Below are 16522 nucleotides of genomic sequence, written 5' to 3' on the forward strand. Positions count from 1 at the left end.
CACTGGCGTTACTGCGCCATCCCGAACAGCTGCGGCTGCTGCGGAACGATCCGCGGATCGTTTCCCGCGGGGTCGAGGAACTGGTCCGATAGGTCTCGATCCCGCACCACGGTGACATTCGGACAGCCCTCACCGACGTCACCATCGGCTCGACCGTTATTCGCCGCGGAGAGCAGATACTGGTCTCGATCCCGTCCGCCAACCGGGACGAGCGCCGGTTGACCGATCCCGACGCCCTGGATCTCACCAGGCCGCAACGCACCCATCTTGTTGGGGAGAGACCCACACAGCAAACTCTCGACAACCGTACGGACCCGCCCGTGCGGGCGCGATACTGCACACGAGCCAGTGTCTGGCCACCAGCGTCACGATCAAGGGCGGCAAAGATACCTTCGGAATGCTCGCTGCCGCGGCGCGCGACAACCACGCTGCTGGTGAAACATTCTTCGCGGACCTGCGCCCCTACCACGCCCCCGGCGGCAAGCCGCACACCGAGAGCGATGCTGATCGGGCCGCGCTCGAGCAGCAGGCGTCGATGTGCCGCACATCACCGTGGGCCGCAGGTCGGAATCGGGTGAGGTCGCTTAGATTCCGGATGACATGACGACGATCGGGCTTCATCGGCAGTGGCAACATCGGAAGCACCGTAGCGCGGCTGGCGGTGGCCGCCGGGCATGACGTGGTGTGGAGCGACTCGCGTGGCCCGCACACCCTTCAGGACCTATCCAGCTTTATCGACAGCCAAGTTGTCCATATGAGGAGCGACATGCCGGTCATCACACCCGTCGGCGCCACCATTCCCGGCGTCACCCACCACTTGGCCGAGGTCAACGGCACCCGGCTGCACTACGTCGCGGCCGGCGCCTCCGGCCCGCCGATCCTTCTGGTGCACGGCTGGCCGGAGACCTGGTGGGCCTTTCGCGCCCTGATCCCGCTGCTGGCCGCCGACCACCGGGTCTTCGCCGTCGACCTGCGCGGGTTCGGCGACTCGAGCCACGACGGCGAGGACTTCTCGGCGGCCACCTCGGCGGAGGACCTGCACCACCTCATCGCCCACCTCGGCGCCGGCCCAGTGCACTTGGTCGGCCAGGACATCAGCGGTGGCGTCGTCTTCCGCGCGGCGGCCGAGCATCCCGGTGACGTGCTCAGCCTGACCGCCATCGAGAGCACCCTTAGCGGCTACGGCTTCGAGATGATCGCCGACGTCAACAACGGCGGCTCCTGGCACGTCGGTTTTCTCGGCGCCCCCGGCATCCCCCAGCTGCTGCTGTCCGGGAACGAACGGCGCCTGATCGCCGACTGGGCCTACCCACTGATGAACGGGACCGAGGGCGCGGTCACCGAGGCCGACTTCGACGAGTTCACCCGCTCCTATGCGGGCCCGGACGGGTGGGCCGGCACCGCGGGGCTCTACCAGTCGATCTTCACCGATGGCGGCGCGACCAAGGCCCTGGCCGAAGCCCACCCGCTGGCCGTCCCGGTTCTCGCCGTGGACGGCGTCAACGTGCCGTTCACCGCGCAGACCTTCCGGCAGGTGACCGCGGGCGAGGTCACCGCCGTCCACATCGAGGGCGTGGGGCATTTCGTCGCGCAGGAGGCCCCCGAAGCCCTCGCCGCCGCCCTGGTGGAATTCGTCGGGTCACACTGAGGCAGCCAGGCGGATCACTTCGAGCTCGCCGGGGCGCGGTGTCCGGACAATGGGAGGAAGCTCGCCGTCGCCAGAACAGCCCGACCGCGTGAAAGCATTCTTCGGCAAGGAAGAAGCCTGCTACGCGGCAGACTGACACGCCACATTTGACTTACGGGCCCATTGCCCGACTTGCCATTCATGCCCACTCCGAACAACGCCCACCTGTCCCACGAACACTACCCGCTCGCCACCCTGCCTTATCCCTCGATTGTGAACCGGGACGCCGTGCGACCTTGGAGCTTCGGGGTATGAAGATTGGCCAAAAGACTGTAACTGAGGTTACCTGCCGGTAAGCGGCCCCTAGCATCGCGGAGCAACAGAGTCGAGTGCTAAGAGGTGCCCTGTGGTCAATCCCGCATCGTCACGAAAGACCTCGGAGCCGGTCGCGATCGTCGGTATCGGCTGCCGGTTCCCCGGCGGGATTTCCGGACCGGACAGTTTCTGGGAACTGATCGGATCGGGCATCGACGCGATCGGTGATATTCCCGAGGATCGTTGGAGCACAAAGGATTTCTTTGACGCGGACCGCTCGACTCCCGGACGGATGTTCGTCCGCCGAGGCGGCTTCGTCACCACTCCGATCGACAGCTTCGACGCGGGGTTCTTCGGAATGCCGCCGCGCGAGGCCGCCGCACTGGATCCGCAACAGCGGATGCTGCTCGAGGTGACCTGGGAATCGTTGGAGAACGCTGGTATTCCGCCGAGTTCGACGGCCGCCGCGAACGTGGGGGTCTATGTCGGCGCGTTCACCTTCGACGCGGCCACGCTTCAGTTGACCGATTCGAACCAGCATCTGCTCAGCTCGACCACCGCCACAGGGGTGAGCATGACCATGCTCGCGGCCCGGCTGTCCTACGCATTCGACTGGCGCGGTCCGTCCTTCACTCTCGACACCGCGTGCTCGTCGTCGTTGGTGGCGCTCCACCACGCCTGCAACGCACTCGCGCTCGGCGACTGCGACATCGCGGTGGCGGGCGGGGTGAACGTCATGGTGAATCCGGCCACCACGGTCCTCATGTCCAAGGGACAATTCCTGTCACCGGACGCCCGCTGCAAGTCCTTCGACCACCGGGCCAATGGCTACGCGCGCGGCGAGGGCGCGGGAATCCTCGTATTGAAGCCGCTTTCCGCGGCGTTGCGGGACGGAGATCGCGTCCACGCGATCGTGCGGGGCACCGCGGTGAACCAGGATGGCCATACTCCCGGCATCACCGTGCCGAGGGTGGAAGCCCAGCGCACGCTGATCGAGCGTGCCTGCCGGGCCGGCGACGTCGCGCCGTCGTCCATCGGCTACTTCGAGGCGCACGGCACCGGTACCGCGGCAGGAGATCCGGTCGAGGCCGCCGCGATCGGCGAAGTCCTCGGTGAATCCACCGAGACACACTGGATGGGTTCGGTCAAATCCAATTTCGGGCACACCGAGGCTGCCGCGGGGGTGGCCGGCGTGATCAAGGCGACCTTGTGCCTGCAACAGGGTGTCATCCCGCCGAACCTCCACTTCGAGAAGCCGAATCCCCGGATCCCGTTCGACAAGCTGCCCATGCGGGTGCCCACCGAGACAGTTCGCTTTCCGGAGCGGGAGAACCCGAGGCGCGCGGCCGTCAACTCATTCGGCTTCGGCGGAACCAACGCGCACGCGATCCTCGAACAATGGCAGGCTCCCGCAGACACCGACGAGACGGCCGTCGAGGACTGGCAGGTGCTGTTACCGCTCTCCGCCCGAAGTGCCCAGGCATTGAACGCTCTTGTCGAGTCCTATGCGGACCTGCTGGGGAGACCGGACGCCCCCGCGTTCCGGACGGTGTGCCGTGCCGCGTCTCGCAACCGCGACCACCATTCGATGAGAACGTTCGTGATCGCCGGGAACTCGTCCGAGGCCGTCGAAAAGCTGCGAAGCCTCAGCATCGATCCGACCAGGGTCACCCGCCCGTCGATAGCCTTCGTCTACACCGGAATGGGGCCCCAGTGGTGGGGGATGGGACGTGAACTCCTCGAGACGGAGCCGATCTTCGCGGAGGTGGTCACCGCTTGCGACGCCCTGCTCGCCCGCCACGACCTGTCGATCACGGACGAGTTACGGCGACCGGAGACCGAGTCGCGGCTGACCAGGACTCTCTACGCGCAGGTCGCCAACTTCGTCGTCCAGGCCGGCCTCACCGCTCTGTGGCGGCACTGGGGAATCCAGCCCGCAGCCATCGTGGGCCACAGCGTGGGCGAGGTGGCCGCGGCCTACGCGGCGGGGGTGTACTCCCTCGAAGACGCGCTCACGGTGAGCTTCCACCGGGCCAGCCTGCAGGCGCGGCTGGCCGGACGCGGCGCGATGGCGGCGGTCGCGTTGCCGGCGGGCGAGGTGGAACCCCATCTGATCGCAGGGGTGACCATCGCGGCGATCAACAGCAAACACGCGACGACGATCGCCGGTGACCACCAGGCCGTCGCGGCCGTATCCGCCGCGCTGACCGCGGCCGGGGCCTCGGTGAAGGAGCTGCGGGTCGAAGTGGCCTATCACAGCCCGCAAATGGACGAGATTCGCGAACCGCTGCTCGAAGCACTGGCGAATGTGGACCCGCGCCCGGCAGAGATCCCCTTGTTCTCCACGGTGCTGGGCGATCAGGTCAAGGGGACCGAGCTGGACGCGGGCTACTGGTGGCAGAACGTCCGGCGGCCGGTGAGCTTCGCCGACGCGTTCCGCAAGGTCCTCACCAAGGGTATCGGCGCGGTGCTGGAGGTCGGGCCGCACCCAGTGCTGGCTTCGGCGATCGACGAGGCCCTCGCCGACCGGTCGGACGCCGCGGCCCGGTTCGCCTCGTTGCGCCGCGACCGGCCGCAGCGTGAACAGCTCCTGGAGACGCTGGGAGGACTTTACGAGGTCGGCACCGATCCCGATTGGCAGCGCGTCCAGCCCGGCCCTCGGACGCATCCGGCACTGCCGACCTATCCCTGGCAGCGTGACCGCCACTGGGTCGAATCGCCCGCGGCCCGCCGCAGGCGCTTGGGCGCCGACGGACTTCGGATGACCGGACGGGCCGTCGCCGCCGTCACCCCGGTCCACGACGTGGAACTGTCCGCTTCCGCCTTCCCCTATCTCGAAGACCACAAGGTGGCCGGGGCCATCGTCTTTCCCGGCTGCGGGTACCTCGACGCCGCGCTAGCCGCCTTCGCCGAGGACGACCCGTGTGTACTGGAGGACGTCGTCTTCCACCGTCCACTGGTTCTGCCGTCCTCGTCGGTCACCACGTTGCGCGTCGGCTACGACCCGGATCGGCGGCACGTCACCATGCACAGCCGAGCCAACCCTGACGACGAGACCTGGACATTGCACACCGAGCTCCGCCGTGCCCACGTGGCGAACGCCCGGAGCCCGTTGCCCCACCCGGCGGCGCCGGAGGCGCTCGTCGACGGGCTCCCGAACCTCTGTCACGAGGAGATCTACTCGCGCCTCACCGCGGCCGGGTTGCACTACGGGCCCTCATTCCAGGTCGTGGATCGCGTGTGGTGGCGGACCGAGACGCGAGAGATCTTCGCCGAACTCAGGCTCGATACCGTCGAGCGAGCGGGACACAGGCTGCACCCCGCACGTCTGGACGGCGCTTTGCAGGCGGTCGTCGTCGGCGCGCACATGTTCGGGGAAGAGACGGATTTGGGCACCTACGTGCCGACGCATGTCGAGTCGTTCCAGTTCTTCCGGTCTCCCGCAGGCCGGTTGTGGGTGCACGGCCGGGGCAAGAAGTTCACCAAGCCGGGAGTGGTCGAATGCGATCTGACCCTGGTGACCGACCGCGGAGAGGTGGTCGCGGAGATCCGCGGTCTGCGGGCGACCAGGCTTTCGGAGGCCGTCCAGCAGGAGCCGAAGCTCGTCTACCGGCACTCGTGGGAGGCACAACCGCTCGAACGGGTCGCCGACGGCCAGGGCCGTTGGGTCGTCGTGGGCTCGTCGCCCACCGCGACCGTGCTCGCGGATGGTCTCTCCGCGCTCGGCGGCGAGGTCGTCCGCACGACGGTGACCGACGGCGGCTGGGTCGAGACCGCGGTTTCCGCCGCGTCCGGTGACGCGGCCTGCCGCGGCGTGATCTACATCGACGAGACCCAGGCGATCACTTCGCCGCTGTGTTCTCCGGTGACGGAGCCTCTCCGGCTCGTACAAGGGTTGTCCGGCGGCGCGGGCCGGCTGTTCCTCGTCACCACCGGTGCGCAGAGCGTGTCCGCCGACGATCCCACGACCAGTCCGTCCGGCGCCGCGGTATGGGGTTTCGGCCGGATCGTCCCCGCCGAACTGCCGGAACTGCATTGCCGCCTGGTCGACCTGGCCCCGGGTGGCCTGGAGTACGGATTGCTCGACGCACTGCTCACCGAACTCACCTCCGACATGGCCGACGAAGTCGCTCTCCGCGTCCACGGCCGCTACGTCCGGCAGATGGTCCGGGCGGAAGAGGGTTCCGAACTCGACTCCGTCGAGGTGGGCACCGACGAGACACCCGTGCGGCTGTCCCCGGTCCGCACCACCGCGGGTGACCGGCGGTTCGTCGCGGCCATCCGGCGGCCACCCGGCCCCGGCGAGGTCGAACTGAGGATCTCGCACGTCGGCATCACTTTCGAAGACGTGCTCAAGCACGCCGGTCAGTGGACGGCAGAAGGCGGCTTCTCCGGGGAGATGCCCGGGGTGGAGTGCTCGGGCACCGTCGTCGGCATTGGAGACGGGGTCAAGGACCTGCATGTCGGCGACGAGGTTTTCGCGCACGGCAAGGAGCTCTTCGCCTCGTACACCACGCTCGAAGCCGTCCGTGTGGTGAATAAGCCGTCCAGGCTGACAATCGCGCAAGCGGCGTCGCTCTTGCCCGTGGCCACCGCCCACCTGGCACTGACGCGACTGGCCGCGGTCCAGGAAGGTGAACGCGTTCTGGTCCACTCGGCGGCCGGCGGTGTCGGGCTGGCCGCGGCGCGCCTCGCGACCCATCTCGGCGCGGAGGTCTTCGTCACCGCGGGCAGCGAGCAGCGGCGGGACTTCCTGCGCAGCGAAGGATTCACCCGCGTCGCGGATTCGAGGTCCATGTCCTTCGCGGACGACATCCTCGAGTGGACCGGTGGCGACGGCGTCGATGTCATCGTCAACGCGTTGCCCGCGGACATGATCCACCACAGTCTGCGGGTGCTGAACACCTTCGGGCGGTTCGTCGAGCTGCGCAAACCCGCGACTCCGACCGAGCACGCGGCTCGCGCGGCCGCGACCCGGCGGGCCGCGTCATTCCATTCGCTCGATTACGACCGGATGATGGCGCTGCGACCGGAGGCCGTCCGGGAGTGCATGCGCGCGGCCGCGGAGCTCTCCGAGCGGGGCGCGATCGCCTCCTTGCCGCTGACGGAACTGGTCGCGAGCGAGACAGCCGACGCGTTCGGCATCCTGGCGACCCCGGAACACCACGGCAAGGTCGTCGTCCGGATGACGGGGCAGACCGTGCGCGTGCCTGCCACTTCCCTGCCCGGCTCGCCGATCCGGCCGGACGTCACGTATCTGCTTACCGGTGGGCTCGGTGGTCTCGGGCTCACGGTCGCCCGCTGGCTCGCCGACAACGGCGCCCGTTATCTCGCCCTCGTCGGCCGCCGAGGGGTGACTTCCTCCGCCGCGGCGCGGGAGATCGCGGAGCTGACCGCACGAGGCGTCCGGGTGCGGGTCCAGAAGGCCGATGTCAGCGACCGTTCCCAGGTCCGTTCCCTGCTCTCGCGGCTCCGCCGCCATCTGCCGCCGATCGGCGGGATCGTGCACGGCGCGGCCAATTTCGACGACGTCGTGCTCACCAACACCAACGGGGCCAGGCTCGTCGAAGCCACCAAGGCCAAGGCGGACGGTGCCTGGTTCCTGCACGAGGAGACCCTCTCCGACGAGCTCGACTTCTTCGTGTTGTTCTCGTCGGTCGCGGCACAGCTCGGTGCGGCGGGCGCGGGTGCCTACGCGACCGCGAACGAAGCCCTCAACGGCCTCGCCCGCTATCGGCGCGCGCAGGGGCTGCCTGCGCTCAGCATCGGGTGGGGCATGGTCGCGGAGGTGGGTGTCGCGGTCAGCCGCGGCGGGCACGTCGGCAACATCCTGCGGCGCAACGGCCAGGTGGCCATGCCGCCTTCGCGCCTTGTCACCGAGCTGGGCGTGTTGCTCCGTACCCGGCCTGGCGAGGCCTCGGTCGCCGACATCGACTGGCCGCGCTGGGCGCGCGCCAACCCCGAGCTCTCGTCGCTGCCGAAGTTCGGCACGGTGGTGCCGGAGAACATCGCGGATGGCGGCGAGGACGACGGTGGCGAAGAGTCGGTCGTCAAGCGCCTCCGGTCGGCGAGTCCGGCCGAGCGCGCCGCGCTGCTCCAGCCTTACGTCATCCCGTTGATGGAACAGATCACCGGGTTGACCGAACAGCAACTCGGCGAGCAGCAGGCGGTGGACGTCGATTCCCTGACCGCGGTCGAACTGCGGGTCCAGGTGCAGAAGCAACTCGGTATCGCAGTCCCCGCGGGCAGGCTCCAGCGCAGCTTGAGCGCCGATGTGCTCGTCGGGTTGCTCGTCGATGAACTGGACCGCGCACAGCCGGACGAGACCGCGCTCCTCGAGAACATCGTTGTCCACGAGATCACGGCAGACGACGGCCTGACGATCTACGGCCACCTCAGTCTTCCGGCCGGGGAGGCACCACACCCCGCCGTGCTGGTCTGCGCGTCCGGTGACGGAGGAGCACTGAATCGAAACGGCAAATACGCGCACATCACCGAGCACGCGCCGCTGCTCGCTGCCGGATTCGCGGTCTTCACCGTGGATCAGCGTGGCGCGAAAGGGCACGGTGACGACTACCGGGCACTGGCCGAAATCGGCGGTGCGGACGTCGACGACGTCGTGGCGGCGGGGCGGTACCTCGCCGGACTACCCGAGATCGACGCGGAGCGCCTCAACATCCTGGGCACCAGCCGCGGTGCGTATTCCTCGCTGCTGGCACTGGAACGGGCCCCTGGACTGTGGCGGCATGCCGCTCTACTGATGGGTTTCTACGATCCAACGGCGTTCGCGAAGGCGGATCAGGACCGGCAGAGTTCGTTACTGCCATCGAGTTCGGAGGTTGACCCCGCGGAGTATTTCGCGTCACCTCGGCGGCTGCCGCTGATGGCACTCGAAAATGTCGTGGCTCCCTTGCTCATCATCCACGGCGACGGCGACACGGTCATTCCGTGGGAGCAGTCCGCCGAATTGCTGAAGCGAATGGAGAAGGAAGCGCCACCTGCCCGGATGATCACCGTGCCGGGACTCGACCACGACACCCGGCACGAGGACGAAGCCTGGGCCGAGCTGTGGCTCGAGATCGGCCGGTTCCTCCAGGAAGGACCACGATGAAGTACAGCATATTCCTGCCCTCGGGGTTCGCCCGCGACTTCGCCGGCTTCGACGATCCGATCGAGGCCTTCACCCGGCTCGTCGACATCGCCGCGGTCGCCGATGACGCCGGATTCCACGCCTTGTACGCGCCCGACCATCTGACCACGGTGCAGCCTTCGTTCGACATGGTCTTCGAAGCCTGGACGATGATCACCGCGCTGGCGCGAGAGACCCTCAACGTGCGGATCGGCCACCTGGTCACGGCGAACGGATACCGTAATCCGGCCCTGCAGGCCAAAATGGCGTCGAGCCTGGACGTCGTTTCGGGCGGGCGGTTGACCTTCGGGATCGGTGCGGGCTGGCTGGAGAAGGACCACGTGCAATATGGGTATCACTTCGGCACCAACGGTGAGCGGGCGCGCAGGCTTAGTGAGGCAGTCCAGGTGATCTTGGCTTTGTGGAAGGAAAAGCAGGCTACGTTCGAAGGTGAGTTCTACCGGATCCACGACGCGATCAACGAACCGAAGGGTGTGCAGCGGCCGCACATCCCCTTGATGATCGCGGGTAACGGCGAGAAGGTGACGCTGCGGCTCGTCGCGCAGTACGGCAGCGCCTGCAACATCGTCACCTCCCCCGAGTGTCCACATCGGACACATCCGCACGACTGATTGTCCGATTGATGCTTGCGTGCACGTTGTTCGTGGGGCCCGCCGAGATCCAGGTGGTCCCACGCGGCGGCGAGATCCCCTGTGAGCCCAAAGGTCGCGGCGTCAAGAGCAGAGGAGGAACTCGCGGCCACTGATTCCCAGTCGTCGAGAGCGCGCGTGCGGCAGGTTCAGATGTTCAAATTCAGGTTGCCGACATACCAGCTTCCGTCGAGTTTCTGCACATCGAGCGTGAGGCTGAACGACGTCGTATCACCGCTGGAGCCGATGAGTGCGAGGCTGCGCAGCGTGCGGCCGTCGAGGGTGATCGCCGTGTCCGGCACGGTGACCTTGTCACCTTCGCCGGTCACGCCGGTCACGTCGACCTTTCCCTGCGGAGGCAACTTGACACCCGGCTTGGCCCAAGCTTCGCGCAGGGACTCCCCCGTCTTGAGCACATCGGGGCTGCTGCACAGGGCTTCGGGATCCTCGCCGGGGGAAGCCACAGGTGCGCTTGCCAGACAAGCTTCAGCGTAGTGCCCGCCTAGAATCTGGGTGACCCACGATTCCACGGCTGCCTCGGGAGTTTCCGAGCCGGTGGCGCTGCGGGGATGAGAAGGCCCGCTTGTCATGGCAGGCGCCTGGCTGGTCGGGCTGATTGCGCCGCTGGCTTCCTGCTGGGGCTGCTCATTCGGTCGGGTGGCGCCGCAGGCGGCGAAGCCGAAAATCGCCACGGGCAGCAGCACGGCGGGCCATCTCGGCCTCTGCTGCCGAGTATTCACCGTCGAGCCGGTCAATCCGCTGATCACAGGAGTCCTCTCGAACCGGGCAGGCATGTCACACGCGTGAGGCCTTGTCCCGAGCTTCCGGCGCCGCGATGGAGAACGTCAAGTGAGGGCACGCGAACGCTGCCCTTTCTGGCAGCATCTTTGAGCTTCTCGTGTCTCGCAGCTCGATGATGACCGACATCAGGGCAACGCCCTTCGCTGAAAGGGCGTCTCAGTCGACGGCCATCTCCGCGAGATAGCTGCTCTCAAGGAGTTCAGGCTGGGCCCTCACTTCTTCGACCGGCCGCTCAGAGCAATTCGCCCACGCCTCGGCACGAGTACGTGGTCGGCGATGTCGAGCACCAGCGATGCGTGCTGTTCCACCAGTAGTACAGCTATGCCCTCTCGGTCTGCCAGTTCACGGACGATGGCGGGAAGACGCGCCACAACCTGCGTCGCGAGACCAAGGCTCATCTCGTCTATGAGAAGTAGTCTCGGTGCGCGGAGCAGTGCGGAGGCGAGAGCAACCATCTGCTGCTCGCCAGCTGACAGCAACCCGCCCCTGCGCCTCCACAGTTTCCGCAAAGCAGGGAATTGCCTGAGCACAGACCCATCTCGATCGGCTTTGCGGCGTCGCACGATTTTCAGGTTGTCGGCCACGCTCAGTTGCGAGAAACAGGACCCTGTCCTCAGGGACCAGGGAGATGCCCAGCCTCGTCGGCTTACGCTACGGGGCTAGCTACTCCCGGATCGCGTGGATCCCTTACCATTATCGTCCACACCCGGCAAAGCAAGCAGCCAAGACTACGGGAGTAGGCGACAGAACCCGGCATCTGCGAGCCCGAGCGGGCCGAAACAGTCCGACAGCAGCCGACATACCCCGACACTGCTGATGCGCGGTGACCAGACGAAAAGGTCTTGTTCGGCATCACTCGACACCATCCGACATAGAAAGCAGCTCACTCTTAACCAGCGGGTTCGTGGCTGGCCCAGCAGCAGGATCAACGTTCAACCTTGCTCACTACGGTGCGGCAGTGGCCGCCATCGAGCCTCATCAGCGGATGAGGCTCGATGGCGGCCACTGCCTTCTCCCGCCGCTCAAAGCACCTTCGCCAGTAGGTGCTGGCTGCGTTCACCAGGACGTAGCCGTAGTGGACTCTCCCGCCTTGAGTGCTGGAAAGCCCCTACACAGCCCTCTAGCACCAGCCGACGTTCCAGCGGTCGATCCGGTACGCGGTGGTACCGCCCCAGAGTGTTGCCAAGAGCTGGAAACCACCGAAGTCGTACACGTCGTACAGGCCCTGCCCTTTGTTCGCGAATCGGAGAATCACTCCGTTGTACCAGAGTGGCGTATTATCTTGGATAATGCACTGGTAGAGATCTTCTCTCTGCTGAGACGCCGACGCTTCGACATCGCCGAGCCCGAGTGCCGCCACACACGCGAAGCCGGCGAGAAGGATCTTTGTCGTGACAGGCATGGTTTCTCCTAAGGTTCTCTCGCCTCCGGACGAAGGCGAGACCATGCCTATCGCGATGTATTCGGGTGAGTGCAACGTAAATCCCTGGTGAGTCTGCCTTCACCAGAGCCGACCAGGGTGCCCACGAGCGCTGCGGTTTCCTCGTCGAGGTCGACATCGAGCGCGGCCGCGATATCGGTCAACTTGTCGGCGGCGGCTTTCACCGCAGCGCGGTTTCCCGCTCGGTGCTCCACGCGGAGAAGGTCTCGATAGAGGAGTTCACTGACGGGTTCGGCGAGGAGACCTCGGAGGATCGCACGGCGAGCCGCTGGTAGGTCACCGGCCTGTTGGCAGGTTTCAGCCAGGGTGTGGGCGACGTCGACGATGGCGTCGATCATTTCTCGCTGGTGCCACGAGTTCCAGGCGTATCGGCCAGGGCCGATGTTGCTGAACGGCATGCCGGTGACGAGTTCCAGCGCTGCTTCGAGATGTGCCCGCCGATCGGAGGTGGCACGGTTCGGCCCAGCGCCGGCGAGTTGCCGGAACCGATACCAATCGCTGTTCATCGACTTCGACAGGCGGTAGCCGCCTCCATCCCCCGCGACGTTCGGGAGGTAGAGGTCGCCGTTCTCGTCATGGCCGAGCCAGGTCCGCAGGCGGGAGATGTAGCCCTGTCGGGTTGCCGGGACCAGGGGCGGGTGTCCGTTCCGAGTTGTCGGGAGATTTCGTCGGCGGTCGCGCCCGGGTGGAGAAGCAGGAACGCGGCGAGTTCGGTGAGCCGGTTGATCTTCTTGCCCTCGACCTTCGTCGGGTCGACGTTGTGCAGGCCGACCGGTCCGAGAAGTCTCAGCTCGGGTCCTGTTGCCGACGGCGGTTCGAACGGAACATCCGGGTAGTCGCTTGCGGGCACCTGCACGGCCTCAGCCTCGGCAGTGAGCGTCGCGATGAGTTCTTCCGCCTGGTCGGCGTTCAGGCGCTGGAGCTCGACTTCGATGCCGAGATCGTCGATCAACGTGGACTTCGCGGAAGCATCGAGCCTCCAGCCATCCGAGGTCGACGTGCCCGCGGCGACCACGGCGGCAAGGCACTCGTGCTGCTCCACGTCGAAAGGCTCAGCGGACAGGACGACGCCCATCGGCGCGTCCGCCTCCGAGAACTCGTCCACCGACGTGAAGTGACGGAAGCGAGCAGGATGGTGCGCCGCGGTTGAGCGACCGAAGCCGACCAATGTCACGTCGATGGACTCGGACCAAGCTGACGTCGCCAGTTCCCAGGCCATGGCCAACAGGACCGGCTGGACTTCTTCCGCGGTCCCGTCGAGCGTGACCGTGCCGATCTCTGCGAGGTTGACCATGACAAGGTCGCGACGAGGGTCATGGCCGACAGTGACAAGCGCCGGATAGGGCGCTGGAACTCCGTCCAGCTCATCGACATCCAGCGAATCGGCGAAGGATGCACTGTGTCCCAGGGGATACAGGACCACGCCGCGACTGCCCACCACCGCGGACCGGACTGCCGGGAGTGAGGCGCCCTTCTCTCGGGCGCGATGGGCGAGACTGCGTAGCGCGACGTCAAGAGCCTCAGCCGTGGCAGGCTCCTCAGCTTTCCTGAGCGCGGTCTCCAGATCCGTAGGCGGTGGGCGACGGATTCGTTGTCCAGGACGACGACGTCGTTGAGCGAGCATCCTGCGCCGGGCGAAGACAGCCAGAATGCCGGCGGCAAGAAGCCCTCCGAGCCCGACGGCGACGAGGGGTGCGACGCTGTCCTCGCTGTCGGGAGTGACCTCGACCGGCGCCGAAGCAGGGGCGGGTGCCGGTGCTCGCTCTGACGAAGGAGACGGTTCCGGTGGCCGGGGAGGTAACGGCGTGGGCTCGGGCCCACAGCCCGGTGGAGCGACCTGGGCAGAAGCCGAGCCTCCGGACGCTGCTCCCCCACCATGTGCAGGCGTCGCCGCTCCGGGAAGTTGGAGGACATCGCCGGGATGGATCAGATCCGGGTCGTCCAGCACCCGGCCTCCAGACAGCGGCCGACCTCGGTTGAGTTCGAAGATCTCGACGTACCGGGCGGCCGAGCCGAGGTGCTTCCGAGCGATCTAGGTCAGCGTGTCACCTGCGCCGACGACGACTTCGACGCACTGCGGTTCGGCAGGCAGCGCGAGACGCCAACCAGGCTTGATCAGGTCGACGCTGCGGAGAGCCTCTCCATCAGCCTGACGCCGGCCCTGGTTCAGATCGAAGATTTCCTGGTAGCGGCTCTCGTCGCCGAGCTGCGCGGCCGCGATGCTCATCAGCGAGTCGCCGGGAACGACTGTGTACCCATCGGCCACCGGAGGATCGGCCTCGTCCGCGGTCTGGTGGCTTCTCTGTTCGGAGACCTGCTGGACGACGATGGAAGCCGGGGCGGCAGGCTGCGAGGCCTCCGCGGCAGTCGTACCGCCCACCAGTCCGAAGAGGACACCAGCGACGAGTCGTTGAGCCCAGCGGAATCCAGGCAGTCGCGGGGCAGCCACTCCCCGCGCGAGCGCGACACATTCGAGCACGACGGCGACGACAAGCTGCAACCAGGCAATCACCCCGGCAGCGGCCACCACGAGAAGGAACACCTGACCGGTATCTCGCTCAGTGATCCAGCCGACGACTTCGGGGAAGGCCGGCACGTGGTCAGGCAAGAAGACCGGCTTGAACGTCCACACGAGGAGCGGCGGCCCGACGACGAGCAGCACGAGACCCAAGACACCGAGGAGGATTCGCGCGAACCTTCTCATAGCGGTGCTCCTATCCGTCGGAAACCAGATCGGCGGCGCCGTGGCCGCGCACGGAGAACTCCGAGACTCCGATGACGCTGAGGAAGATGGTGGTTCTGGTGATCGTGGTGTCGACGACGATCCGGTTGCCCTGCACGACAACAGTTCCGGCAGTGCCCGTCGCCGCGAGGTAGCGCTCCGCTTCGGCGACGGCTTGCTGTGGGTTGACGTCTGCGGCGTGGCCAGCTGCGAGAGCCTGAACGCGGAGCGCCTGCCCGGCGGCGCGCGCGGCTTCTTCGGCGACCGACGTCGCCTCCGAATGGGCGTGCGCTTTGCGACTACCGTCGACCGCCCATCCGATCGCGATGATCAGGGCGATGCTCAGCCCGACCAGCCACACGGAGACGGACCCGCGTTCACCACGCAAGCGGATCATCGGCGGGCTCCGTAGCGATCGATCGGTGATCGGAACTCGGAAGCAGTGAGTCGTGAGCCTGGGATCATGAGGTCGCCGAACGTGATCTGACAGCTGACGGTGGCGATCACGTAGCCGGTCTCGCCCAGCGGCTTGGCAAAATCTCGAGCATCGACAGCGATCTTGAGCTGGGCACAGTTCAAGCCCTGCTGAGCGATGACAGCTCGTGCCCGTGCCTCGGCTATCGACGCCGCCGCATGGCCATCGCGGGCGATGGAAGCCGCACGTGCGGCAGAGCGGGCGGGCTCGTCCACCGCGGATTCCGCGGTGATGACACGCATTCCAACCAAAGCGAGTCCGAAAAAGACGATCAGCGCCGACACGCCGATCACGACTTCGACGTTCACATCGCCGCGATCCTCGCCCTTCATGGCGTCAGCTGCTCGATCGGCCCGGACGCACGTTGGCTCACCGAGAACCGTGCGAACGGTACGAGTGAGGCGGCCTCCGCGGTAACGATGACGGTGACGTTCCTGCCGTCGCTGGTGGCTTCAGCGTTCACATTGGACAGCCAACTGCTGGTCACCCGGTTGACGTAGTTCTTTGCGTGTTGCTCAGCGGCCGCCACGTCGACGGGCGGCAGCCGAGCAGCGTTGACCCCATCACGCGCCGCTTCCAAGGCCACGTTCCGCCCCAGAAAGAGCACAACGACTTGCAGGACGAACCACGTGACCAAGAGAAGTGCTCCGAGCCCGAGGAAACGCGGCGGAGTTCTCGTACTCGGCCAGGTCGGTGGGATGGGTACGGTCGGGCAGTTGACGACGGTGAGGGCATCGGTCGTGTCGGTCGAGGTCTCCGGCTCGTCTGCGGGTTCGTCCGACGAGCCACTGGGAGGAGCATCGGCGGCGAGGATGATTTCGGACAGTTCCGCCCAGCCAGCCGGAAAGTGAGCTTCGCGGAGATCTCCGCGCGAAGATTATCCCCATCACTCGCTTTGTCCGCTTTGACCAGTACTCGGTCCACGGTTGCGAGCATTTCGGCCTCGTCGTGCCAGGGCAGAGATAGGTGTTGTCGACGCCGTCGAGCACCATGGCACGGATCTTCTCCGGGAACCGGTCGGCGTACAACTGCCCGATCCGTGTGCCGCAGGAGTAGCCGAGATAGTTCAGTTTCTCCTGGCCGGTGACCACCCGCAGGACGTCGAGGTCGCTGACGACGTCTTCGGTGCCCAGGTGCCGCAGCACGTTCTCCCCGGTGTTCTTCAGGCACGCTTCGGCGTATTGGCGGGCCTTCGGGACCTCGGCGCCGATCAGCGGCAGGTAGTCCACGGGCACGGTCAGCTTCGTCCACTTTGGTCACCGGCGCCGGGTTTCCTTGCGACGTACTACGTCCCGCGGGGACCAGGCCGAAAAACATACCCACGAGCAGTGAGATCCAGACCACACGATCGGGTCGTGACGA

Annotated in this window: 13 protein-coding genes and 1 pseudogene; 4 read left to right on the plus strand and 10 right to left on the minus strand. The window is 66.6% G+C overall.

Annotated features, from left to right (window positions below):
• Positions 1 to 619: 619 nt before the first annotated feature.
• From ACIRGA_RS09780 to ACIRGA_RS09795, 4 genes and pseudogenes are all read left to right on the plus strand, one after another.
• A pseudogene (locus tag ACIRGA_RS09780) lies at positions 620 to 745 on the plus strand (NAD(P)-binding domain-containing protein); the annotation flags it as partial.
• A gap of 21 nt (positions 746 to 766) precedes the next feature.
• Complete coding sequence (locus ACIRGA_RS09785) at positions 767 to 1648, plus strand: alpha/beta hydrolase (RefSeq protein ID WP_400938760.1); 882 nt, start codon at positions 767 to 769, stop codon at positions 1646 to 1648.
• A 385-nt stretch (positions 1649 to 2033) separates the two neighbouring features.
• The gene (locus tag ACIRGA_RS09790) at positions 2034 to 9053 is read left to right on the plus strand and encodes an SDR family NAD(P)-dependent oxidoreductase (protein ID WP_400938763.1); all 7020 of its coding nucleotides are present in this window, start codon (positions 2034 to 2036) and stop codon (positions 9051 to 9053) included.
• The gene (locus ACIRGA_RS09795; RefSeq protein ID WP_400938765.1) at positions 9050 to 9703 is read left to right on the plus strand and encodes a TIGR03560 family F420-dependent LLM class oxidoreductase; all 654 of its coding nucleotides are present in this window, start codon (positions 9050 to 9052) and stop codon (positions 9701 to 9703) included. The genes ACIRGA_RS09790 and ACIRGA_RS09795 overlap by 4 nt, the downstream gene beginning before the upstream one ends.
• Positions 9704 to 9870: 167 nt before the next feature.
• On the opposite strand, the gene ACIRGA_RS09800 is transcribed toward ACIRGA_RS09795, so the two are convergent.
• The 10 genes from ACIRGA_RS09800 to ACIRGA_RS09845 form a co-directional block, all read right to left on the minus strand.
• Positions 9871 to 10425 carry a hypothetical protein gene (locus ACIRGA_RS09800; RefSeq protein WP_400938768.1) on the minus strand — a complete coding sequence of 185 codons (555 nt, stop codon included), beginning with the start codon at positions 10423 to 10425 and terminating at the stop codon, positions 9871 to 9873.
• A gap of 309 nt (positions 10426 to 10734) precedes the next feature.
• Positions 10735 to 11139, minus strand: a complete 405-nt coding sequence (locus ACIRGA_RS09805) for an ATP-binding cassette domain-containing protein (RefSeq protein WP_400939059.1) — start codon at positions 11137 to 11139, stop codon at positions 10735 to 10737.
• 503 nt (positions 11140 to 11642) lie between these two features.
• Positions 11643 to 11924, minus strand: coding sequence for a hypothetical protein (locus ACIRGA_RS09810; protein WP_400938771.1), 282 nt, complete (start codon positions 11922 to 11924; stop codon positions 11643 to 11645).
• A gap of 47 nt (positions 11925 to 11971) precedes the next feature.
• The gene (locus ACIRGA_RS09815) at positions 11972 to 12469 is read right to left on the minus strand and encodes a bacterial transcriptional activator domain-containing protein (RefSeq protein WP_400938774.1); all 498 of its coding nucleotides are present in this window, start codon (positions 12467 to 12469) and stop codon (positions 11972 to 11974) included.
• Positions 12466 to 13386 (minus strand): hypothetical protein, encoded by a 921-nt coding sequence (locus tag ACIRGA_RS09820; RefSeq protein WP_400938777.1) that lies wholly within the window; start codon positions 13384 to 13386, stop codon positions 12466 to 12468. The genes ACIRGA_RS09815 and ACIRGA_RS09820 overlap by 4 nt, the downstream gene beginning before the upstream one ends.
• Positions 13387 to 13995: 609 nt before the next feature.
• Positions 13996 to 14625 (minus strand): LysM peptidoglycan-binding domain-containing protein, encoded by a 630-nt coding sequence (locus ACIRGA_RS09825; RefSeq protein ID WP_400938779.1) that lies wholly within the window; start codon positions 14623 to 14625, stop codon positions 13996 to 13998.
• A 52-nt stretch (positions 14626 to 14677) separates the two neighbouring features.
• The gene (locus tag ACIRGA_RS09830) at positions 14678 to 15082 is read right to left on the minus strand and encodes a pilus assembly protein TadG-related protein (protein WP_400938780.1); all 405 of its coding nucleotides are present in this window, start codon (positions 15080 to 15082) and stop codon (positions 14678 to 14680) included.
• Positions 15079 to 15492, minus strand: coding sequence for a hypothetical protein (locus ACIRGA_RS09835; protein ID WP_400938782.1), 414 nt, complete (start codon positions 15490 to 15492; stop codon positions 15079 to 15081). Before ACIRGA_RS09835 ends, ACIRGA_RS09830 begins: the two co-directional genes overlap by 4 nt.
• Positions 15489 to 15746, minus strand: a complete 258-nt coding sequence (locus ACIRGA_RS09840) for a hypothetical protein (protein ID WP_400938783.1) — start codon at positions 15744 to 15746, stop codon at positions 15489 to 15491. The genes ACIRGA_RS09835 and ACIRGA_RS09840 overlap by 4 nt, the downstream gene beginning before the upstream one ends.
• Positions 15724 to 16395, minus strand: coding sequence for an alpha/beta fold hydrolase (locus tag ACIRGA_RS09845; RefSeq protein WP_400938785.1), 672 nt, complete (start codon positions 16393 to 16395; stop codon positions 15724 to 15726). The genes ACIRGA_RS09840 and ACIRGA_RS09845 overlap by 23 nt, the downstream gene beginning before the upstream one ends.
• Between the last annotated feature and the right edge of the window lie 127 nt (positions 16396 to 16522).

Source organism: Amycolatopsis sp. NPDC102389 (assembly GCF_044765885.1).
GTDB lineage: Bacteria > Actinomycetota > Actinomycetes > Mycobacteriales > Pseudonocardiaceae > Amycolatopsis.